General features: G+C 52.1%; 28 protein-coding genes and 1 pseudogene. 26 read left to right on the top strand and 3 right to left on the bottom strand.

Going from position 1 to position 18246, the window contains the following annotated elements; translation table 11 throughout:
* The first annotated feature begins 25 nt into the window (after window positions 1-25).
* From rpsH to PT964_RS20345, 23 genes and pseudogenes are all read left to right on the top strand, one after another.
* Window positions 26-424, top strand: coding sequence for a 30S ribosomal protein S8 (gene rpsH / locus PT964_RS20455; protein WP_274365210.1), 399 nt, complete (start codon window positions 26-28; stop codon window positions 422-424).
* 34 nt (window positions 425-458) lie between these two features.
* Window positions 459-1004, top strand: a complete 546-nt coding sequence (rplF, locus tag PT964_RS20450) for a 50S ribosomal protein L6 (protein WP_274365209.1) — start codon at window positions 459-461, stop codon at window positions 1002-1004.
* A 77-nt stretch (window positions 1005-1081) separates the two neighbouring features.
* A complete protein-coding gene (gene rplR / locus PT964_RS20445) occupies window positions 1082-1447 on the top strand; it encodes a 50S ribosomal protein L18 (RefSeq protein ID WP_274365208.1) in 366 nt (121 codons plus the stop codon).
* A gap of 25 nt (window positions 1448-1472) precedes the next feature.
* A complete protein-coding gene (gene rpsE, locus PT964_RS20440; RefSeq protein ID WP_274365207.1) occupies window positions 1473-1973 on the top strand; it encodes a 30S ribosomal protein S5 in 501 nt (166 codons plus the stop codon).
* Window positions 1974-1989: 16 nt separating this feature from the next.
* Window positions 1990-2172: a 50S ribosomal protein L30 gene (gene rpmD / locus PT964_RS20435; RefSeq protein WP_274365206.1), complete on the top strand. Its 183-nt coding sequence runs from the start codon at window positions 1990-1992 to the stop codon at window positions 2170-2172.
* Between the two features lie 47 nt (window positions 2173-2219).
* Entirely contained in the window at window positions 2220-2663 is a 444-nt protein-coding gene (gene rplO, locus PT964_RS20430) for a 50S ribosomal protein L15 (RefSeq protein ID WP_274365205.1), read from the top strand.
* Entirely contained in the window at window positions 2663-3967 is a 1305-nt protein-coding gene (secY, locus tag PT964_RS20425) for a preprotein translocase subunit SecY (RefSeq protein WP_274365204.1), read from the top strand. Before rplO ends, secY begins: the two co-directional genes overlap by 1 nt.
* A gap of 32 nt (window positions 3968-3999) precedes the next feature.
* A complete protein-coding gene (locus PT964_RS20420; RefSeq protein ID WP_274365203.1) occupies window positions 4000-4650 on the top strand; it encodes an adenylate kinase in 651 nt (216 codons plus the stop codon).
* Window positions 4651-4905, top strand: a pseudogene (locus tag PT964_RS20415) (type I methionyl aminopeptidase); the annotation flags it as partial.
* Between the two features lie 55 nt (window positions 4906-4960).
* Window positions 4961-5266 (top strand): KOW domain-containing RNA-binding protein, encoded by a 306-nt coding sequence (locus PT964_RS20410; protein ID WP_274365202.1) that lies wholly within the window; start codon window positions 4961-4963, stop codon window positions 5264-5266.
* Window positions 5259-5474, top strand: coding sequence for a translation initiation factor IF-1 (gene infA / locus PT964_RS20405; protein ID WP_015253312.1), 216 nt, complete (start codon window positions 5259-5261; stop codon window positions 5472-5474). Before PT964_RS20410 ends, infA begins: the two co-directional genes overlap by 8 nt.
* A 37-nt stretch (window positions 5475-5511) precedes the next feature.
* Window positions 5512-5625 (top strand): 50S ribosomal protein L36, encoded by a 114-nt coding sequence (rpmJ, locus tag PT964_RS20400; protein ID WP_003333770.1) that lies wholly within the window; start codon window positions 5512-5514, stop codon window positions 5623-5625.
* Window positions 5626-5644: 19 nt separating this feature from the next.
* The gene (gene rpsM, locus PT964_RS20395) at window positions 5645-6013 is read left to right on the top strand and encodes a 30S ribosomal protein S13 (RefSeq protein ID WP_274365201.1); all 369 of its coding nucleotides are present in this window, start codon (window positions 5645-5647) and stop codon (window positions 6011-6013) included.
* A gap of 19 nt (window positions 6014-6032) precedes the next feature.
* A complete protein-coding gene (gene rpsK, locus PT964_RS20390; RefSeq protein ID WP_274365200.1) occupies window positions 6033-6431 on the top strand; it encodes a 30S ribosomal protein S11 in 399 nt (132 codons plus the stop codon).
* A 124-nt stretch (window positions 6432-6555) separates the two neighbouring features.
* Window positions 6556-7500: a DNA-directed RNA polymerase subunit alpha gene (locus PT964_RS20385; protein WP_274365199.1), complete on the top strand. Its 945-nt coding sequence runs from the start codon at window positions 6556-6558 to the stop codon at window positions 7498-7500.
* A 69-nt stretch (window positions 7501-7569) separates the two neighbouring features.
* A complete protein-coding gene (gene rplQ, locus PT964_RS20380) occupies window positions 7570-7944 on the top strand; it encodes a 50S ribosomal protein L17 (RefSeq protein ID WP_274365198.1) in 375 nt (124 codons plus the stop codon).
* Window positions 7945-8145: 201 nt separating this feature from the next.
* A complete protein-coding gene (gene truA / locus PT964_RS20375; RefSeq protein WP_274365255.1) occupies window positions 8146-8916 on the top strand; it encodes a tRNA pseudouridine(38-40) synthase TruA in 771 nt (256 codons plus the stop codon).
* A 216-nt stretch (window positions 8917-9132) separates the two neighbouring features.
* Window positions 9133-9570, top strand: coding sequence for a 50S ribosomal protein L13 (gene rplM / locus PT964_RS20370; protein ID WP_274365197.1), 438 nt, complete (start codon window positions 9133-9135; stop codon window positions 9568-9570).
* A gap of 20 nt (window positions 9571-9590) precedes the next feature.
* The gene (gene rpsI, locus PT964_RS20365) at window positions 9591-9983 is read left to right on the top strand and encodes a 30S ribosomal protein S9 (RefSeq protein ID WP_274365196.1); all 393 of its coding nucleotides are present in this window, start codon (window positions 9591-9593) and stop codon (window positions 9981-9983) included.
* Between the two features lie 496 nt (window positions 9984-10479).
* Window positions 10480-11172, top strand: a complete 693-nt coding sequence (locus tag PT964_RS20360) for a phosphoadenylyl-sulfate reductase (RefSeq protein ID WP_274365254.1) — start codon at window positions 10480-10482, stop codon at window positions 11170-11172.
* Between the two features lie 32 nt (window positions 11173-11204).
* Entirely contained in the window at window positions 11205-12386 is a 1182-nt protein-coding gene (gene sat / locus PT964_RS20355; protein ID WP_274365195.1) for a sulfate adenylyltransferase, read from the top strand.
* 63 nt (window positions 12387-12449) lie between these two features.
* A complete protein-coding gene (gene cwlD / locus PT964_RS20350; RefSeq protein WP_274365194.1) occupies window positions 12450-13304 on the top strand; it encodes an N-acetylmuramoyl-L-alanine amidase CwlD in 855 nt (284 codons plus the stop codon).
* 82 nt (window positions 13305-13386) lie between these two features.
* Window positions 13387-14460, top strand: coding sequence for an Mrp/NBP35 family ATP-binding protein (locus PT964_RS20345; protein WP_274365193.1), 1074 nt, complete (start codon window positions 13387-13389; stop codon window positions 14458-14460).
* 71 nt (window positions 14461-14531) lie between these two features.
* On the opposite strand, the gene gerD is transcribed toward PT964_RS20345, so the two are convergent.
* Window positions 14532-15149: a spore germination lipoprotein GerD gene (gene gerD, locus PT964_RS20340; RefSeq protein ID WP_274365192.1), complete on the bottom strand. Its 618-nt coding sequence runs from the start codon at window positions 15147-15149 to the stop codon at window positions 14532-14534.
* 165 nt (window positions 15150-15314) lie between these two features.
* Here gerD and PT964_RS20335 point away from each other — a divergent pair, with 165 nt between their 5' ends.
* Complete coding sequence (locus tag PT964_RS20335) at window positions 15315-15926, top strand: KinB-signaling pathway activation protein (protein WP_274365191.1); 612 nt, start codon at window positions 15315-15317, stop codon at window positions 15924-15926.
* A gap of 64 nt (window positions 15927-15990) precedes the next feature.
* Here the strand turns inward: PT964_RS20335 and pdaB are convergent, their stop codons facing one another.
* Window positions 15991-16791 carry a polysaccharide deacetylase family sporulation protein PdaB gene (pdaB, locus tag PT964_RS20330; RefSeq protein WP_274365190.1) on the bottom strand — a complete coding sequence of 267 codons (801 nt, stop codon included), beginning with the start codon at window positions 16789-16791 and terminating at the stop codon, window positions 15991-15993.
* Between the two features lie 157 nt (window positions 16792-16948).
* Here pdaB and PT964_RS20325 point away from each other — a divergent pair, with 157 nt between their 5' ends.
* On the top strand, window positions 16949-17563 hold the full coding sequence (locus PT964_RS20325) for a stage II sporulation protein M (protein WP_274365189.1): 615 nt from the start codon (window positions 16949-16951) through the stop codon (window positions 17561-17563).
* Window positions 17564-17751: 188 nt separating this feature from the next.
* Entirely contained in the window at window positions 17752-17970 is a 219-nt protein-coding gene (locus PT964_RS20320) for a hypothetical protein (protein WP_274365188.1), read from the top strand.
* A gap of 81 nt (window positions 17971-18051) precedes the next feature.
* Here the strand turns inward: PT964_RS20320 and PT964_RS20315 are convergent.
* Window positions 18052-18246: hypothetical protein (locus PT964_RS20315; RefSeq protein ID WP_274365187.1), on the bottom strand; the 195-nt coding region annotated here is incomplete at its 5' end.

Here is an 18246-nt window from a genome sequence, read left to right as displayed (position 1 = left end):
ATCTAGGGAAGGAGGTACGTTTTTCATGGTTATGTCCGATCCGATTGCAGATATGCTTACACGCATCCGTAACGCAAACACGGTTCGCCACGAGACAGTGGAAATTCCGGCTTCCAAGATGAAGCGCGAAATCGCGGAAATCTTGAAGCGCGAAGGCTTCGTTCGTGATGCTGAATATGTTGAGGACAACAAGCAGGGGATCATCCGCTTGTTCTTAAAATACGGTGCGAACAACGAGCGCGTTATCACGGGACTCAAGCGCATCAGCAAGCCCGGCTTGCGCGTATATGCGAAGTCCACCGAATTGCCCCGCGTATTGGGCGGTTTGGGTATCGCGATCATCTCGACGTCCAAAGGCGTCATGACCGATAAAGAAGCTCGCCAGTCCAAGTCCGGCGGCGAAGTAATTGCATACGTTTGGTAATTCATCAGGACAAGAAACGGAGGTGTAACGAACAATGTCTCGTATTGGACGCAAACCGATTGCAATTCCAGGCGGAGTAAACGTAACGCTTGACGACCGTACGATTACGGTTAAAGGCCCGAAAGGAACGCTTACTCGCGAATTGCACAAAGATATGAAAATTAACGTTGCGGAGAACGAAGTGACGGTTGAACGTCCTTCCGAACACAAGCTCCACCGTTCCCTTCACGGAACGACTCGCAGCGTCATCGCAAACATGGTTGTCGGCGTAACGGAAGGTTATGCTAAAAACCTTGAGCTTGTGGGCGTAGGTTACCGTGCGAACAAAACCGGCGATAAGCTTGTTTTGAACGTAGGTTACTCTCACCCGGTAGAAATCGTTCCGGAAAAAGGCGTCGAGTTCGAAGTTCCTGCCAACAATAGAATTGTTGTGAAAGGCATCGATAAAGAACTCGTTGGCGCATATGCAGCCAAAATCCGCGCCGTTCGCGAGCCGGAGCCGTACAAAGGCAAAGGCATCAAGTACGAAAACGAGCGCATTATTCGTAAAGAAGGTAAAGCCGGCGGTAAGAAGAAGTAATCTTAAGCCAGCAGGCTTGTTGAATAAGGATGCCGCTTAATCGGCATCGATCACGCTGGAGGGGAGGATTACAGCCCATGATTACAAAAAGCGATAAGAATAAAACACGTAAAGTGCGCCATTTTCGCGTGCGTAAGAAAATTACGGGTACAGCTGAGCGTCCCCGTTTGAACGTGTTCCGTTCTTCCAAGCATATTTACGCGCAAATTATCGACGACGTGAAAGGCGTAACGCTTGCATCCGCATCGACTCTCGACAAAGAATTGGACGGAATCGGGAACGGCGGCAATGTGGAAGCGGCTCGTAAAGTCGGCGAGTTGATCGCAAAGCGCGCACAAGAGAACGGCTTGAAGAATGTCGTATTCGACCGCGGCGGCTATTTGTACCACGGACGCATTCAAGCGCTCGCGGACGCAGCACGCGAAGCCGGTTTAGATTTCTAATCTTACAAACAAGGAGGGTTACCACTTGCGCATAGATTTATCCCAAGTAGGCGAGTTGACAGAGAAGGTCGTCAACATCAATCGTGTCGCTAAGGTCGTTAAAGGCGGACGCCGCTTCAGCTTCAGCGCGCTTGTAGTCGTAGGCGACGGACAAGGACACGTCGGCGCGGGCATCGGCAAAGCGGCCGAAGTTCCGGAAGCGATTCGCAAAGGCATCGAAGATGCGAAGAAAAATCTTGTTAAAGTACCGCTCGTCGGAACATCGATTCCGCACCTTGTCGTAGGCAAGTTCGGCGCAGGCCAAGTGCTTCTGAAGCCGGCTTCCGAAGGTACGGGCGTTATCGCCGGCGGCCCGGTTCGCGCAGTATTGGAACTCGCGGGTGTTGGCGATATTTTGACGAAGTCTCTCGGCTCTTCGAACTCCATCAACATGGTTAACGCAACGTTAGAGGGCTTGTCCCGCTTGAAGCGTGCGGAAGACGTCGCTAAGCTTCGCGGCAAAACAGTAGAAGAATTACTACGATAACGAGGAGGGGACGTTCGTGGCGAAACTGCAAATCACCCTCAAGCGCAGCTTGATCGGTCGCCCGGAAGACCAACGCGTTACGGTCCGGACGCTTGGCTTGCGCAAGCTGCACCAGACGGTTGTGCAACAAGACAATCCGGCCATTCGCGGAATGGTCAACAAAGTGATACACTTGGTAGATGTTAAAGAAGTCGAGTAATTTACAAATATGATGTTTGTTCGGAACAATTCAAAGGAGGTGCGACGATGAAAATCCACGAATTGCAACCGGCACCTGGTGCGCGCCAAAAGGCAAGAAAGCGTGTAGGACGCGGTACCGGAAGCGGCTTGGGTAAAACGTCAGGAAAAGGTCACAAGGGTCAAAACGCACGCTCCGGTGGCGGTGTACGTCCCGGATTCGAAGGCGGTCAAAACCCGTTGTATCGCCGTTTGCCGAAACGCGGTTTCAATAACCCGTTCCGCAAAGAGTATGCAATTGTGAACCTTGACAAGTTGAACGCTTTTGCCGACGGTACGGAGGTTACTCCTGAGCTTCTTCTGGAGTCCGGAATCATTGGCAACCCGCTTGCCGGCGTTAAAGTGCTTGGCGAAGGCGAGTTGAAAGTGAAGCTCACGATTAAGGCTCACAAATTCTCCAAATCCGCGGCCGAGAAAATTAGTGCTGCAGGCGGTACCGCCGAGGTGATCTAATGATAAAGACCGTTCAGAACATCTGGAAGATTAGCGAGCTCCGGAACCGGATATTGTTTACGCTTGGGATCCTTATTATTTATCGTCTCGGCGCATTCATTCCGGTCCCGAACATTAACATCGACGCGCTCAAAGCGGCGGACGTTCAAAATTCGCAAGGCGTGTTCGGGCTAATCAACACGTTTTCCGGCGGTGCTTTGTTCCAGTTCTCCATCTTCGCGATGGGGATTATGCCTTACATTACGGCATCGATCATTGTGCAGCTCTTGTCCATGGACGTAGTTCCGAGATTTACGCAGTGGGCAAAGGAAGGCGAGGTCGGCAAGCGTAAGCTGGCGCAAATCACTCGCTACGGTACCGTCGTCCTCGGTCTCGTTCAAGCATACGGATTGTCCATCGGGTTTAACAATTTGTTCCCGGGACTTGTTCTTGATACGAGCTTTACGACGTTTACTTTGATCGCGATTGTGTTGACCGCAGGTACGGCGTTCCTGATGTGGCTCGGCGAGCAAATCACCGAGAAGGGAATCGGCAACGGGATTTCGATCCTGATCTTCGCCGGTATTGTCGCCAACATCCCTACGGCTATGCAGCAAATCAACCAAACGCTCTTTACGGACACGTCCGAAAGCGCCTTGTTCTTGAACATTCTGAAGATCCTCCTCATCGCGCTTGTTGTCATTGCGATTGTGGTCGGCGTCATTTTTGTTCAGCAAGGTGTTCGCAAAATTCCGGTTCAATACGCTAAGCGTGTTGTCGGAAGAAAGATGTACGGCGGACAATCGACGCATATTCCGCTCAAGGTCAACGCTGCAGGGGTTATCCCGGTCATCTTTGCCTTGTCGCTGCTCTTGTTCCCGTACACGATCGCCAGCTTCTTCAGCACCCATCCGGTAGCTCGTTGGATCATCGATAACACGTACTACACCGCGCCGCTCGGCATGGTATTGTACGTTTTGCTCATTATCGGGTTTACGTTCTTCTACACGTTCGTGCAGATTAACCCGGTCCAAATGGCGGATAACATGAAGAAGAACGGCGGATACATTCCGGGCATTCGTCCGGGACAAACGACAACGAAGTATTTGACGAAAGTCATTTCTCGCATCACATTGTTCGGTGCATTCTTCTTGGCGATCATCTCCATCATGCCGGTATTTTTCGGTAAAATGGCAGGATTGCCCAACACTGTTACGGTCGGCGGTACGAGCTTGCTCATCGTAGTCGGCGTTGGATTGGAAACGATGAAGCAGATTGAGAGCCATTTGATCAAGAGGCACTACAAAGGGTTCATCAATCGCTAATCGCACCGAACGCCAAAGGGAGGCAAGCGCACTTGAACTTGATTCTCATAGGCCCCCCGGGGGCAGGCAAAGGAACGCAAGCGGAACGCATCGTGACGGAATTCAAGATTCCGCACATCTCCACGGGAGACGCGTTTCGCGCCGCAATGAAGGAAGGCACTCCGCTGGGCGTGGAAGCGAAAAAATTCGTCGACGCCGGATTGCTGGTGCCTGACGACATTACGATCGGCATTGTGCGCGAGCGGCTTCAGCAGGAGGATTGCAAGAAGGGCTTCATGCTCGACGGCTTTCCGCGCACGATCTCCCAAGCGGAGGCGCTGGACGACATCCTCGCTTCGATGGGGAGAACGATCGACCACGTTGTGGATTTGAAGGTAGACCGTGATTTATTGCTTGCCCGGTTGACGGGCCGCCGCATTTGCCGGACTTGCGGAGCGACGTACCACGTCCTCTTCAACCCGCCGGCGAAAGAAGGCGTCTGCGATAAAGACGGAGGAGAGCTGTATCAGCGATCCGACGACACGGAAGAGAAAGTCGGCACCCGACTGGACGAATATATCAACAAGACGGCTCCGCTCCTCGATTATTACCGGCAAAAAGGTTTGCTGCGAGAATTGAACGGCGAGCGGGAGATCGACGAAGTGACCGCAGAACTCTTTAACGTGCTGCGAGGCCGTGCGTAGATGATCATTTGCAAGTCTCGAACGGAGCTCGGCGTGAAGACGGCGGAACTCGATTCGATTGCCGATTCTTATATCCGCAGCCGAGGGGCTGTGCCATCTTTTACTGGCTATAACGGCTTTCCTTCCAGTATATGCACTTCGGTTAACGAGGAATTGCAGCTCGAAGGTTTTCACGGCGATTCGGCGAAGCCGGGCGCCAGGTTGTATACCATTTCTCATGCCAAACAGAAAGTTGCGGAAGCTGCAGGCTTCTCGACGTTCGAGATCTCGACGATAAGTTAACGTTCAGGTGATGCGCGTGGTTTCTCCTATGGAACCGAAGCTGGGGCAAGTAGTCAGAACGCTTCGCGGCAAAGACCAAGAAAGCTTTGCCGTCATCGTCGGCGTCATTGACGAAAGGTTCGTCCTGATCGCAGACGGCGACAAGCGAAAGTTCGACCATCCCAAGAAGAAAAACGTCATGCACCTCGAACTTACGGAATTCGTCAGCTCCGAGGTTGCAAGCAGTTTGCAGGAAACCGGTAAGGTCACTAACGGCAAGCTCCGGTTTGCGCTTCTAAAATTTCTGGAAAGCTATCCTGCCGAAGCTATTGGAAAGGAGACAAGGAATGGCTAAGGAAGATGTAATTGAAGTCGAAGGCACGGTTATCGAGCCGTTGCCGAACGCCATGTTTCGCGTCGAGTTGGAGAACGGGCACCAAATTCTCGCCCACGTCTCGGGTAAGCTGCGTATGCACTTTATTCGGATCTTGACGGGAGACAAGGTCGTGATTCAACTTTCCCCGTACGATTTGACGAGAGGGCGAATTACGTACCGCAAATGATTCGCCTCCGTAACACGTTTTTGAGGAGGTAATCCCAATGAAAGTAAGACCTTCGGTTAAACCGATTTGTGAAAAATGCAAAGTCATCCGCCGCAAAGGCAACGTGATGGTCATTTGCGAAAACCCGAAACACAAACAAAAACAAGGCTAAGGAGGTGCTCCGCTAACCTATGGCACGTATTGCTGGTGTAGACTTACCTCGCGATAAGCGCGTCGAGATCGCGTTGCAGTACATTTATGGTATCGGCAAAACTACCGCTCAGAAGATTCTGGCTGCAACCGACGTCAACCCTAACACTCGCGTTAGAGACTTGACCGAGGATGAAGTAAGCCGTCTTCGCGACCAAATCGACAAGAACGTTAAGGTGGAAGGCGATCTTCGCAGAGAGATCTCCCTCAACATCAAGCGCTTGATCGAGATCGGTTCGTATCGCGGTCTTCGTCACCGCCGCGGATTACCTGTTCGCGGTCAACGGACGAAAACGAATGCTCGTACACGTAAAGGTCCTCGTCGGACTGTAGCTAATAAGAAGAAATAATAAGGGGGGATAACGTACAATGGCTAAACCCGCTAAGAAAGCGGTTCGTACGAAACGCCGCGATCGGAAAAATATCGAATCCGGCGTAGCGCACATTCGCTCTACGTTCAACAATACGATCGTTACGATTACTGACCCGCATGGGAACGCACTTTCTTGGGCAAGCTCCGGCGGCCTCGGCTTCCGCGGCTCGCGTAAGAGCACGCCGTTCGCAGCTCAGATGGCAGCCGAAACTGCTGCTAAAGCAGCTATGGAACACGGTCTGAAGAGTGTGGAAGTCATGGTTAAAGGTCCGGGCGCGGGTCGCGAAGCTGCAATCCGTTCGCTGCAAGCTGCAGGGCTTGAAGTAAACCTGATCAAAGACGTGACGCCGATCCCGCACAACGGTTGCCGCCCGCCTAAGCGTCGTCGCGTGTAAGTAAGGCTCATGGAGTGGTATAATTATCCCGCACATGTGAATAATGGTTGTGTAGGATAGGCATACTACGGTTTTTCACTTTTTTAATTTGAGCTTATGCGACGTTTAAGGAGGGTATTGATCGATGATCGAAATCGAAAAGCCGAAGATCGAAACCGTACAAGTAAAAGAGGACGGAACCTACGGCAAATTCGTCGTAGAGCCGCTTGAACGAGGATACGGAACGACGCTCGGTAATTCGCTGCGCCGGATCCTGCTTTCGTCGCTCCCAGGCGCTGCTGTGACGAGTGTGCAAATCGACGGCGTTCTTCACGAGTTTTCTACCGTCCCTGGCGTAATAGAGGATGTAACGGAGATCATTTTGAACTTGAAGGGTCTTTCGCTTAAAATCCACTCGGACGAAGAAAAGATACTCGAAATCGACGCTGAAGGTGAAGGAGTTGTTACTGCAGGCGACATTCGCGCCGACAGTGACGTAGAAATTCTGAATCCTGATTTGCATATCGCTACGTTGTCCTCTGACGCCCGGCTGCATATGCGCATTCAAGCGCAGCGCGGCCGCGGGTACGTGCCTGCAGATAAGAACAAAAACGATGACCAACCGATCGGCGTCATCCCGGTAGATTCGATCTATACGCCCATTACCCGCGTTAACTACAGTGTAGAGAATACACGCGTCGGTCAAGTGACCAACTATGACAAGCTGACACTCGAAGTCTGGACTGATGGCAGTATCCGACCTGAAGAAGCCGTAAGCTTGGGCGCAAAAATATTGACCGAACATCTTTATCTCTTCGTCGGTTTGACCGATGAGGCGAAGGATGCCGAGATCATGGTCGAAAAAGAAGAAGACAAGAAAGAAAAAGTGCTCGAGATGACGATCGAAGAACTCGATCTTTCCGTCCGCTCGTACAACTGCTTGAAGCGTGCCGGCATCAATACGGTTCAAGAGCTCATTACGAAATCGGAAGAAGATATGATGAAAGTTCGGAATCTCGGACGCAAATCGCTTGAAGAAGTGCAGGAGAAGCTTGAAGAGCTTGGACTCGGTCTCCGTAAAGAAGACTGATCGAACCTTTTCCGGCCCTCCGGCTAGAATAACCGTTTTAACAATCTAGAATGAAGGAGGGAACTTTCCATGACGGCATATTCTAAGTTGAGCCGCGACTCCAGCTCCCGTAAAGCGTTGTTCCGCGACTTGGTGACGGATTTGTTCATTTATGAGCGCATCCAAACGACGGAAGCGAAAGCGAAGGAAGTACGCTCCATTGCTGAGAAGCTCATCACGCTTGCAAAGCGCGGCGATCTTCACGCTCGTCGTCAAGTAGCTGCATTTGTGCGCCGTGAGGAAGCACAAGACGGCAAAGACGCGATTCAGAAGCTGTTCTCCGAATTGGCGCCTCGCTATGCTGAACGTCCGGGCGGTTACACACGGATCTTGAAATTGGGTCCCCGCCGCGGCGATTCCGCACCGATGGTGTTCTTGGAGCTTGTTGACCGCGCGGAAGCGTAATTTCTTGGACGGTTCAGGCACGAATACCCCCGGTTCATCCAGCGGGTTATCGCCTGAACTGTTCATTCGGCAAACGGGCGCCGTCCGTTCCGGGCGGTAACCTCCCGTTTGACCAAAGCTTTACGAGAGAAGGGCGGACGGAATCTGCCGGATTCCACCGAGCCCTTTTTTTGTAGGCTAAAGTATGGGAAGAAGTGGATGATGCGCAACGTTCGTCTGACCGTCAGCTATGACGGTACCGCCTATAGCGGGTTTCAAGTCCAACCGGATAAGGATACGATCCAGAGCAGGCTGGAGGCGGCCGTTCAAGCCGTTACGGGCGTACAGACGACGGTCATCGGCTCCGGAAGAACGGACGCAGGTGTCCATGCGGCCGGTCAAACAGTGAACTTTTTGACCGAATCGGCTATTCCTATTGAACGCTGGTGTCAAGCGCTTAACGCTCATCTTCCGGGAGATATCATCGTCTGGGACGCTGTGGAAGCGCCGCCGGATTTTCATGCACGCAAATCGGCCAAGCGCAAAACTTACTGCTACACGATTAACGGAAATCGCTACATGGACGTATTTCAGCGGTTTACGCAGTTTCACCATCCGGGTCCATTGGATGTAGCCGCGATGGAGAAGGCGCTTCCCGCTTTGATCGGAGAGCACGACTTCACATCGTTCTGCAACATTCGAAGCGAATCGGAATCGCGGGTTCGAACCATATATGAAGCGCGTATCGTTCGTGAGGACGTCCCGGGCATGAAGAATGCGCCCGGAGCCGGTATCATCCGAATTTTCTTGACAGGGAACGGCTTTCTTTACAATATGGTGAGAATTATTGCCGGCACGCTGATTGCCGTCGGGGAAGGCAAGCTGGATGCATCCGATGTGCGACGCATACTGGATGCACGGGACAGAACGCAAGCGGGACCGACCGCTAAAGCGCATGGGCTTACGCTTTGGGAAGTGGGCTATGAGCCCTGAAATACGAAAAACTTTACTTGCTATACGCCAGGATATGTTGTATTATGGTCTATGGCTTCGCTTTTGTCAGCTCTCCCACAGCCCCGGCAAAGCACTTCCATAGAAGCCGAAAGATGAACCGCAATATCCAATCACAGAACATGGCTTTGCCGATTTGTAGCGAATCGGCAAATTGACACGAACATATAGATGGTCATTGATTAAGGAGGATTCTCGATGCGTACTACGTATATGGCCAAGCCGAACGAGGTTGAGCGCAAGTGGCACCTTGTTGACGCTGACGGCAAGACGCTTGGACGTTTAGCGAGCGAAGTCGCGGCATTGATTCGCGGCAAAAATAAGCCGGAGTTCACTCCGCACGTTGACACCGGGGATTTCGTCGTTGTAATCAACGCTGAGAAGATTGTGTTGACAGGCAAGAAGATGCAACAAAAGAATTACTACCGTCATTCCGGTTACATGGGCGGCTTGAAAGTAACGCCTGCTCACGTAATGCTGCAGACAAAGCCGGAGCGTATGATCGAGATTGCCGTTCACGGCATGCTTCCGAAGAATAAGCTCGGCGATCGTTTGAAGACGAAGTTGAAAGTGTACGCCGGCAGCGAACATCCGCATGCCGCACAAAACCCGCAAGTGTACGAGTTGCGCGGTTAAGGTAGGAGGAGATTCGACAAATGGCACAATTCCAATATTATGGCACAGGTCGTCGTAAACATTCCGTAGCCCGCGTACGTCTTGTTCCGGGCGAAGGCAAAATTGTCATCAACCACCGCGGTATTGACGAATATTTCGGCTTGGAAACACTCAAGCTGATCGTAAAGCAACCGCTTGATTTGACCGATACGCTCGGCAAGTACGACGTTATCGTCATCGCTTCCGGCGGCGGCATCTCCGGTCAAGCCGGCGCAATCCGCCACGGCATTTCCCGCGCATTGCTGAAAGCAGATCCGGAATTCCGTTCCCCGCTGAAGCGCGCAGGATTCCTTACACGCGATCCGCGCATGAAGGAACGTAAGAAATACGGCTTGAAAGCTGCTCGTCGCGCTCCGCAATTCTCGAAGCGCTAATCGAACGCTTATCAACGAACAAGCAAACCCTTGTGGGCCATTCGGCCGCAAGGGTTTGCTTGTGTGCGGGGATACTCCTTCTCGCTGCCCCCGCGGCGCTATCGGACACCACAAACGTTATATCCCCAATTTGCCCGCTGTAATACCGCTAACGGACACCACGGACGCTAAACCTCGATTTTTGAAGCTTATCCCTGTAATTTCGAGGCAATAGCTGCGATGGTGTCCGTTAAAACTGCGAACTTCATGTAAAACGCCGAATAACTGCATCCATGTCCGTTGGCGATTCGCCAGCTATCCGAATTTGATAGGTCCACCTTAATGTAAGTCGGTTCTGCAGATTGAAAGTGATAATCGTGCACCCGAACAAAGTTATACGAATAGTTATAGTTAGTAGCCCAAACGCCGATTGACAAAAATCGGGAACCACCTATAATAAAGTTATCCGTAAAAACATAGCGAAATACTAGGAATTAAGATTGAGGAGGTATACATGATGAACTTGATTGAGAAAGAGCGCATCATTACGGAAGCGGCGGAGCGATTCGAGAACGAAAGTCCTGAAGCTTTGTTGAAGTGGGCGACCGAAACGTTCCCGTCCATTACGCTTGCATGCAGCTTCGGCGCGGAGGATGTCGTACTCGTTGATCTGCTCCAAAAGGTGAGCCCGAGGACGGACATTTTTTATTTGGACACGGACTTCCACTTCAAAGAAACTTACGAGACAAGAGACAAGCTGAGCGAAAAGTATAACATTACGTTCGTGCAAGTGAAGCCGAAGCTTACGCCGGAGCAGCAAGCCGCCCAGCATGGAGATGAGCTGTGGAAGTCGGATCCGAACAAGTGCTGCAACATCCGGAAGGTGGAGCCGCTTGTTGAAATTCTCGGCAAATATGACGCATGGATCACGGGAATTCGGCGTGACCAGGCTCCCACACGGGCAAACGCAAAGAAAGTCGAATACGATACAAAGTTCGGTCTTGTAAAATTCAATCCGCTGGCCAGCTGGACATCGGAGGATGTATGGAATTACATTCGCGAACATAATGTTCCGTATAACCCGCTGCATGATCGGAACTATCCAAGCATCGGCTGCGAGCATTGCACGCGTCCGGTAGCTCCCGGTGAAGACCCGCGGGCAGGGCGTTGGGCGAATACGGATAAGACCGAGTGCGGACTGCACAAATAAACGAAAGCACACATAGGAGAGGAGATAAGGGTATGTCGACGATTCAACCTCACGGCGGCGTGTTGATTAACAGGCTGGCCGAAGGCCAAGAGCGGGAAGACCTGCTGAATCTGGCCGCATCGCTGCGGAAGCTGCCGGTGAACGCTTGGACGCTCTCCGATATCGATTGCATTGCTGTAGGCGCCTTCTCGCCGCTGACCGGATTTCTGAAGGAGAAAGATTACCGTTCGGTGCTCGATCGGATGCGCCTCTCGGACGGAACGGTCTGGAGCATCCCGGTAACGCTGGCCGTTGAAGACAAGACGTTCGAGGAACTGCTGATCGGAGAGAAGGTGGCTTTAACGGGCGCCGGCGACGGCATCGTCTATGCGATTCTCGACGTTGAGGACAAATACCGGATCGACCGCAAGGAAGAGGCGGTGAACGTGTTTAAGACCGACGATCCCGCGCATCCGGGCGTTGCAAAGCTGCTCGAGCGGTCTAACGCATATGTCGGCGGAGCCGTTACGGTGCTGAACCGCCCGAAGCGCGATAAGTTTCAGCAGTTTTATTTCGACCCGGTGCAAACGAGAGCCTTGTTCGCAGAGAAGGGCTGGCGTACGATTGTCGGCTTTCAAACCCGAAATCCGGTGCACCGTGCGCATGAATATATTCAGAAGAGCGCGCTGGAGATCGTCGACGGCTTGTTCCTGAACCCGCTCGTAGGCGAGACGAAGTCGGACGATATTTCGGCCGAAGTGCGCATGCGCAGCTATCTCGTGCTGCTGGAAAACTATTACCCGAAGGATCGCGTTCACCTCGGCGTATTTCCGGCGGCGATGCGCTATGCGGGACCGCGGGAAGCGATTTTCCACGCCATGGTGCGTAAAAATTACGGCTGCACTCATTTTATCGTCGGCCGCGATCACGCGGGAGTAGGCGATTATTACGGAACTTATGAAGCGCAGCAAATTTTCAGCAACTTTACCGCGGAGGAGCTCGGCATTACGCCTCTGTTCTTCGAGCATAGCTTCTTCTGTACGAAATGCGGCAACATGGCCTCAAGCAAAACGTGCCCCCACGACAAGAGCGACCATCTGCATCTGTCCGGCACGAAGGTGCGGGCGCTGCTGCGAAACGGCGAATGCCCGCCGCCGGAATTTACTCGTCCCGAGGTTGCGCGCGTGCTGATTGAAGGTATGGCGGAGAACGCCGTTACAACCGCAAACGAGTAATATTTGTCCACCCTGTCCCATATAGATGAGGTAACGATTCTATGGACAGGGTGGTTTTTTGTTATGAAGAAACGAAAGCGGATCGTCATATGGATAACCGGTGCGGCAAAAACAAAAATTATTACTACCGCCCTAATGGCGGCGCTTCTTGTGTACGTGTTTACGAATCAGCTTCCGGCCGATAAAACTTGGACATACTGGACGCTGCCGCTCTCCGGCAAAATCATTGCGCTCGACCCGGGCCACGGCGGTCCCGACGGCGGTGCCAACTCACGCAGCGGATTGGTGGAGAAAGATATTACGCTTGCCATAAGCCTTTATTTGCGCGATTACCTGCAGCAGGCGGGCGCCGTTGTCGTGATGACGCGCGAGACCGATACGGATTTGGCTCCGGAGGGCTTAAAGGGATACAGCAAGCGAAAGACCTATGATTTGAAGGCGCGCGAGAAGCTGGTCGCGGAATCGGGGGCCAGCTCGTTTCTGTCCATTCACTTGAATGCGATTCCATCCTCCCGGTGGTACGGACCCCAGACGTTCTACACGAACAACCATGAAGATAACAAAAGACTCGCGTTATTCATTCAAGACGAAATCAAGAACAACGTTATCAATACGGACCGCCGCGCCAAGCGAATACGCAACATTTATTTGATGGATCAATCGAAAGTTCCATCGGCGCTTATTGAGGTAGGTTTTTTGTCCAATCCGGAGGAAGCGGCAAAGCTCGGAAACCCGGATTATCAGAAAAAAATGGCCGCAGCAATCTACAGAGGCTTTCTAAGATACGCGTCGGGCGAAAAAATTTCCGGACAAAAAACGGTGGAGGACATGGAAAACAGCGGTATGCCGGTAGAGAAAGAAGATACGCCGTCCATCGGTATCGACGAGGGCGGAGACGGGGAGCACCCCGCGCCGTGATTTCTTGTTCGGTAAGGATTGGAGTCGCGAAAGAAATTATGCTAATGTAAGCATGACCATACTTTCGTGAGGTGGATCCGCTGTGATAACAAGAGATGAAGCAATCAACGCTCTCCGCGCCATTCAAGACCCGGGCACGGGGCAGAGTTTATTCGATTTAGGTCTGATTCGTGACGTAATGGCAAAGGAAACCGGCGTATCGCTGACGCTGCTGTTCATGACCGACAGCGCTGAGGCGAGACGCGAGATGGAGCAAGCGGTGCGCGAGGCGCTTACCGAAGCGGGTGCGGGCGAAATACATATTCGCGCGAAAGAGGCGTCCGATTTCGACCGCGCCGAAATCACGAAGAAGCTGCAGGCGGCACAGGCACAAGCCGCTCCGAAGAAGAGCGTCCGATCGCTGTTGGATGCCGACAACGGCCCGGCGATTATCGCCGTTGCGAGCGGCAAAGGCGGCGTCGGCAAATCGACGGTATCGGTGAACCTTGCCGTAGCCATCGCCCGCCGAGGAAAGCGTGTCGGCCTTGTCGACGCCGACATCTACGGCTTCAGCGTGCCCGATATGATGGGCATCGAGGATCGCCCCGCCGTGGAGAACAACGTTGTCAAACCCGTTGAAAGACACGGCGTGAAGGTCATCTCGATGGGCTTCTTCGTCGAGGATAACGCGCCAGTCATCTGGAGGGGGCCGATGCTCGGGAAGATGCTGCGGAACTTCTTCAACGAAATCGAATGGGGCGAGCTCGATTACGTTATTCTGGACTTGCCGCCGGGCACGGGCGATGTTGCACTTGACGTTCATCAGATGATTCCGCACAGCAAGGAAATTCTTGTGACGACGCCGCATGCCACGGCAGCATTCGTCGCTGCGCGCGCAGGGGCGATGGCCTTGCATACGAACCACGAAATTCTCGGCATCGTAGAGAACATGTCGTGGTACGAGCGAGGAGACGGGCAGCGGGATTACGTCTTCGGCCGCGGGGGCGGCGCGAAGCTCGCCGAAGAGCTGCATACCGAGCTGCTGCTGCAGGTTCCGCTGGGCGCGCCGGACAACCATCCTTCGGAGCCGGACTATTCGCCTTCCATTTACAAAGAAAACAGCCCGACCGGCAAGCTTTACTTGGAGCTGGCCGATAAAGTGATCGCGAAAGCTTAAACAGGCGTCTCGTACCGTATTACCGCATACGAAAGCCCGGCAGAATCATGCCGGGCTTTGCCGTTCTTTTTTTATTCCGTCTCGGTCTCGGTTCCGGTTGCCTTTTCCTTGTCCTTCTTCGGCTTGGACTGCTCCTCTAGCGCCTTCTCCATCAATTTGAGTATGTCGGCTTTGAACAGCGGATTGTCAAACGATTCCTTCATGACGGTCATCATTTGCTTCCGATATTCGCTGCCTTTCATTGTCTCGAGAATCATTTGTTTAATCTGGGGATCCTTCATGACATCAATTAGTGCTTGTTGATATTCCGGGTCTTTGATCAGCGCCTTGTTAATATCCTTCATTTCCGTTCGCAGTGCCTTGGCAAAGTCCCCGGCAAACTTCGGGTCGACCATCATTTCTTTCAACGGAAGCGCGTAGGCCGGGTCCGACAAGATCTCCTTAACGGCCATCTGCAGCTTTTGGCCTTCGCCGGTCTGCAAAATCCTCAGTTGGGTGGAGTCCACTGAGGACGATCGCAGAGTCGCTTCTCCAATCGCCTTTTGACCGTCCTCCGTCTTCAGAATGTCGACGACCATCGATTTTACCGCGCTGTAATCCAATTGCTGCACCGGCTCCGATGTTGAGCAAGAGGTAAGAAACGTAAGCGCTGCGACCGTTGCAAGCATCTGCAATCTTATGTGCTTCATGCCGACGCCCCTTTGCTTGGAATTTGGCATTAGTGTTTGCGGGAGAAGGTCGCTTTATGAACCGGAGGCGTTGGCTTTTTTTGACGGGGGTTGTTACAATGATGGAGGCATGGATCGATTCGCCCGAATGTTCCGCGCGAGCTTTCATTCGAAGGGGTCATAGAAATGAATTTGGCAAAATGGACTTATTTATTTACTACGACGGTAGGAATAGGAATCGTTGTTTCTTTGATCGTGGGATTGGCGGTTCAATTCGCGGATCCGTCCTATAATCCGGTACAGATCGGGTTCGAGGGCTTCGGTTACAATCTGATCGGCACCGTAATCGTCGGGGCGCTGCTGGGAGCATTCAGCCATCTCGGATTTTTTGCGTATTTGACGATGAATTACTTTGCTCAAGGCATCATCCGCTCCAGGCTGCTGTGGAGCTATATTCAAGTGTTTCTCATTGTCGTCGTATCGTATTATTCCGCCATTCTCCGGGTAAGGGAAGGGGAATCGCTGCTTTCTTATATCCTGGTGCCCGTCATCATTTTAATCGTATCGCTTCCGTTCGTCCGCTTAAAGGTAAAGCAAACGAACAAGCAATCGTTCGTGCCGACGCTGTTTTTTCTTACGGCGGTTACGCTGCTCGAGTCCGTACCCGCGCTGCGGCAATATAATCCTTACGGCACAGTGCTTATGATTGCTCCGTTGTATGCGTCCAATGTGTGGCAAATTATGAAGCTGCATAAGCTGCTCGGCCCGTCGACGAAGGAACCGGCAAACCAAGCGTAGTTTCGGTACGCCTTGGCTTGCCGGTTCATTAACGCCCCGCCTGATTAGCCGCCGAAAGCAACGGTTACTTTTTCGGCGAAGCGGGAGCGGCGGGCTTCTTTTCTTCCGCTTTGGCGCCTTTCGCTTCAGCGCCTTCGATCAGCTCGGTAACGGTTGCAAAGTCGTAGCCCTTCGCACGCAGCTTATCGATAATTTCCGGCAGCGCCTTATGCGTTTCCTTTGCGGAGTCGCTGGCGTGCAGCAGAACGATGTCTCCCGGATGAGCTCCGGACAAGACCCGGTTAACGATCGTTTCAACGCCGGGGTTTTCCCAATCAAGCGAGTCCGTTCCCCATTGAATGGTTCGATAGCCAAGCTCATCCGCAATTTTGAGCACTCGCTTGTCGAAATCGCCGTTCGGCAGGCGAAGCAGCTTCGGACGCTGGCCCGTCACCTCGGTTAAAATGCCGTCCGCCATACGGATTTGCTTGCGGATTTCATCATCCTTCAGCTCGCTGTAATTCATATGCTTATAGCCGTGGCTGCCGATTTCGTAGCCTGCGTCTTTAATTTTTTTTACGATTTCCGGATGGCTTTCGCTCCAGGGGGCGGAAAGGAAGAACGTCGCTTTTTTGACTCCTTTCTCCTGCAGCACTTCAATGATCGGCTCGGCACGCTTGTCCCCCCAAGAGATATCGAAGGTCAGAGCGAGCATTTTTTTGCTCGTATTTACGGTAAAGATGGCTGAGGGGTCTGCTTTCTCCTCCTGGAACACGGTAATATTGTCGCGTTCCGTATAAATGACGCCGACGGTAAACAATGCGGCAAGGAACATGATGAAGTATTGCTTTAGCCTTTTGCCGTTGAAAACATAGAATGAATTCACTGTTACGTCCTCCTTCTTCGTCCCAGTTCGGGCGCCGCCTCGCGGGCTTGTTTCTTGTACATGTTTATGCGGGGGGAGACAAGTTATGCGTATGATTTTTGTACAAGGACTCGGAATGAATGATTGATTTTTTTACTAAAAGGGGTGCAATAACCAAATGAACGGTGTAAGAGAGCTGATCGCCGACATGGCAAAAATCAAAGGCTACATCTTTTTTGCAGCGACATTGTTTTTGGCGGGGGTGGCGGTAGGATACGCTACGGACGTTCTGGATCCGTATCTGGTCGGGCAGGCCGACTCGATGCGGGACTTGGTGGAACGGCTGGATCGGATGAACAATTCGCAGGTGTGGATGTTCTTGTTCATATTTTTCAACAATTTTTTGAAGGCGTTGGCCGTCGTGTTTTTGGGAGCGTTATTCGGAATCATTCCTGTGATCATGCTGGCGATTAACGGGCTGTTGATCGGATATGTATTTTCCGCAGCGGCCGATAACGGCTTGCATGTGGGATCGTTATTCGTGCGGGGAATTCTTCCGCACGGCGTGCTTGAAATAACGGCGATCGTCATAGCAGCCGCTTTCGGCATGCGGTATGGGACTTTGATTTTGCGGGAGCTCGTTGGGGCGTTACGCGGCCGAAGCGGCGACGAATCAGGGGAGCTGAAGAGGTTTCATAAATCGCTCGGACGCTTGACCGCGTTTCTGTTTTTCGCTTTGCTTGCGGCTGCGTTTATTGAAAGCACCGTCACGTTTTGGCTTGTGCGCGGATAAGCTCGGAGTCCTTGTTGACTCCGGGCTTTTTTTCGTAAGAACATTGTTTGGGCTCATTTTCCCCTCGGAAGGACATTATAAAAATGGCAAAAGTTGTGCATAACAGTAAAACGATTATGCTCAAACGTGCCGTGGTCCTGAACTTATGCACATCTAGGATATGCTTTTTGAGGGGGCTGGAACAGAAGATGCTAGGGATATTGTTCTCGGATCGGGAATGCCGGGAGCTCGATTACGTGCTGCGCAAAGAACTGGACGAAATGCTATTGGACTTAAAAGACAGCCGGATCGATCCGGATATGAAAACTGCAATAGAAAGCCGTTATAAAGTTATTTTCCGAATGTACGCCCGTCTGGCATCGCCTAAAGATTTATCGAGGTATGCACTCAACCGAAAAAGCAGATAAGTCCCGGTTTCGGCCGGGCTTTTCATTTGGGGAATTTTTCAAGCCGCAAAAAGGTTGACCTGAACTTTAATGTGTGATAAATTATTTTTCGCTGTTCCGAAACGAATCGATGAAATCGAGCGGCGCGGCAGCACCGTTTCGCAAGAGGTTGGAATTTTCCAAGATATACATCTTGCAATAAGCGGTGCGGATATGATAGTATATAAAAGTCGCCGCTAAAAACGACGACAAGCAAAGCAACAAAGCTTGCTCCTTGAAAACTGAACAACGAGCACG

It is taken from the genome of Paenibacillus thermotolerans (assembly GCF_028745515.1).
GTDB classification, from domain to species: Bacteria; Bacillota; Bacilli; order Paenibacillales; family YIM-B00363; genus Paenibacillus_AE; species Paenibacillus_AE thermotolerans.
This window is presented reverse-complemented; position numbering and strand designations above follow the sequence as displayed.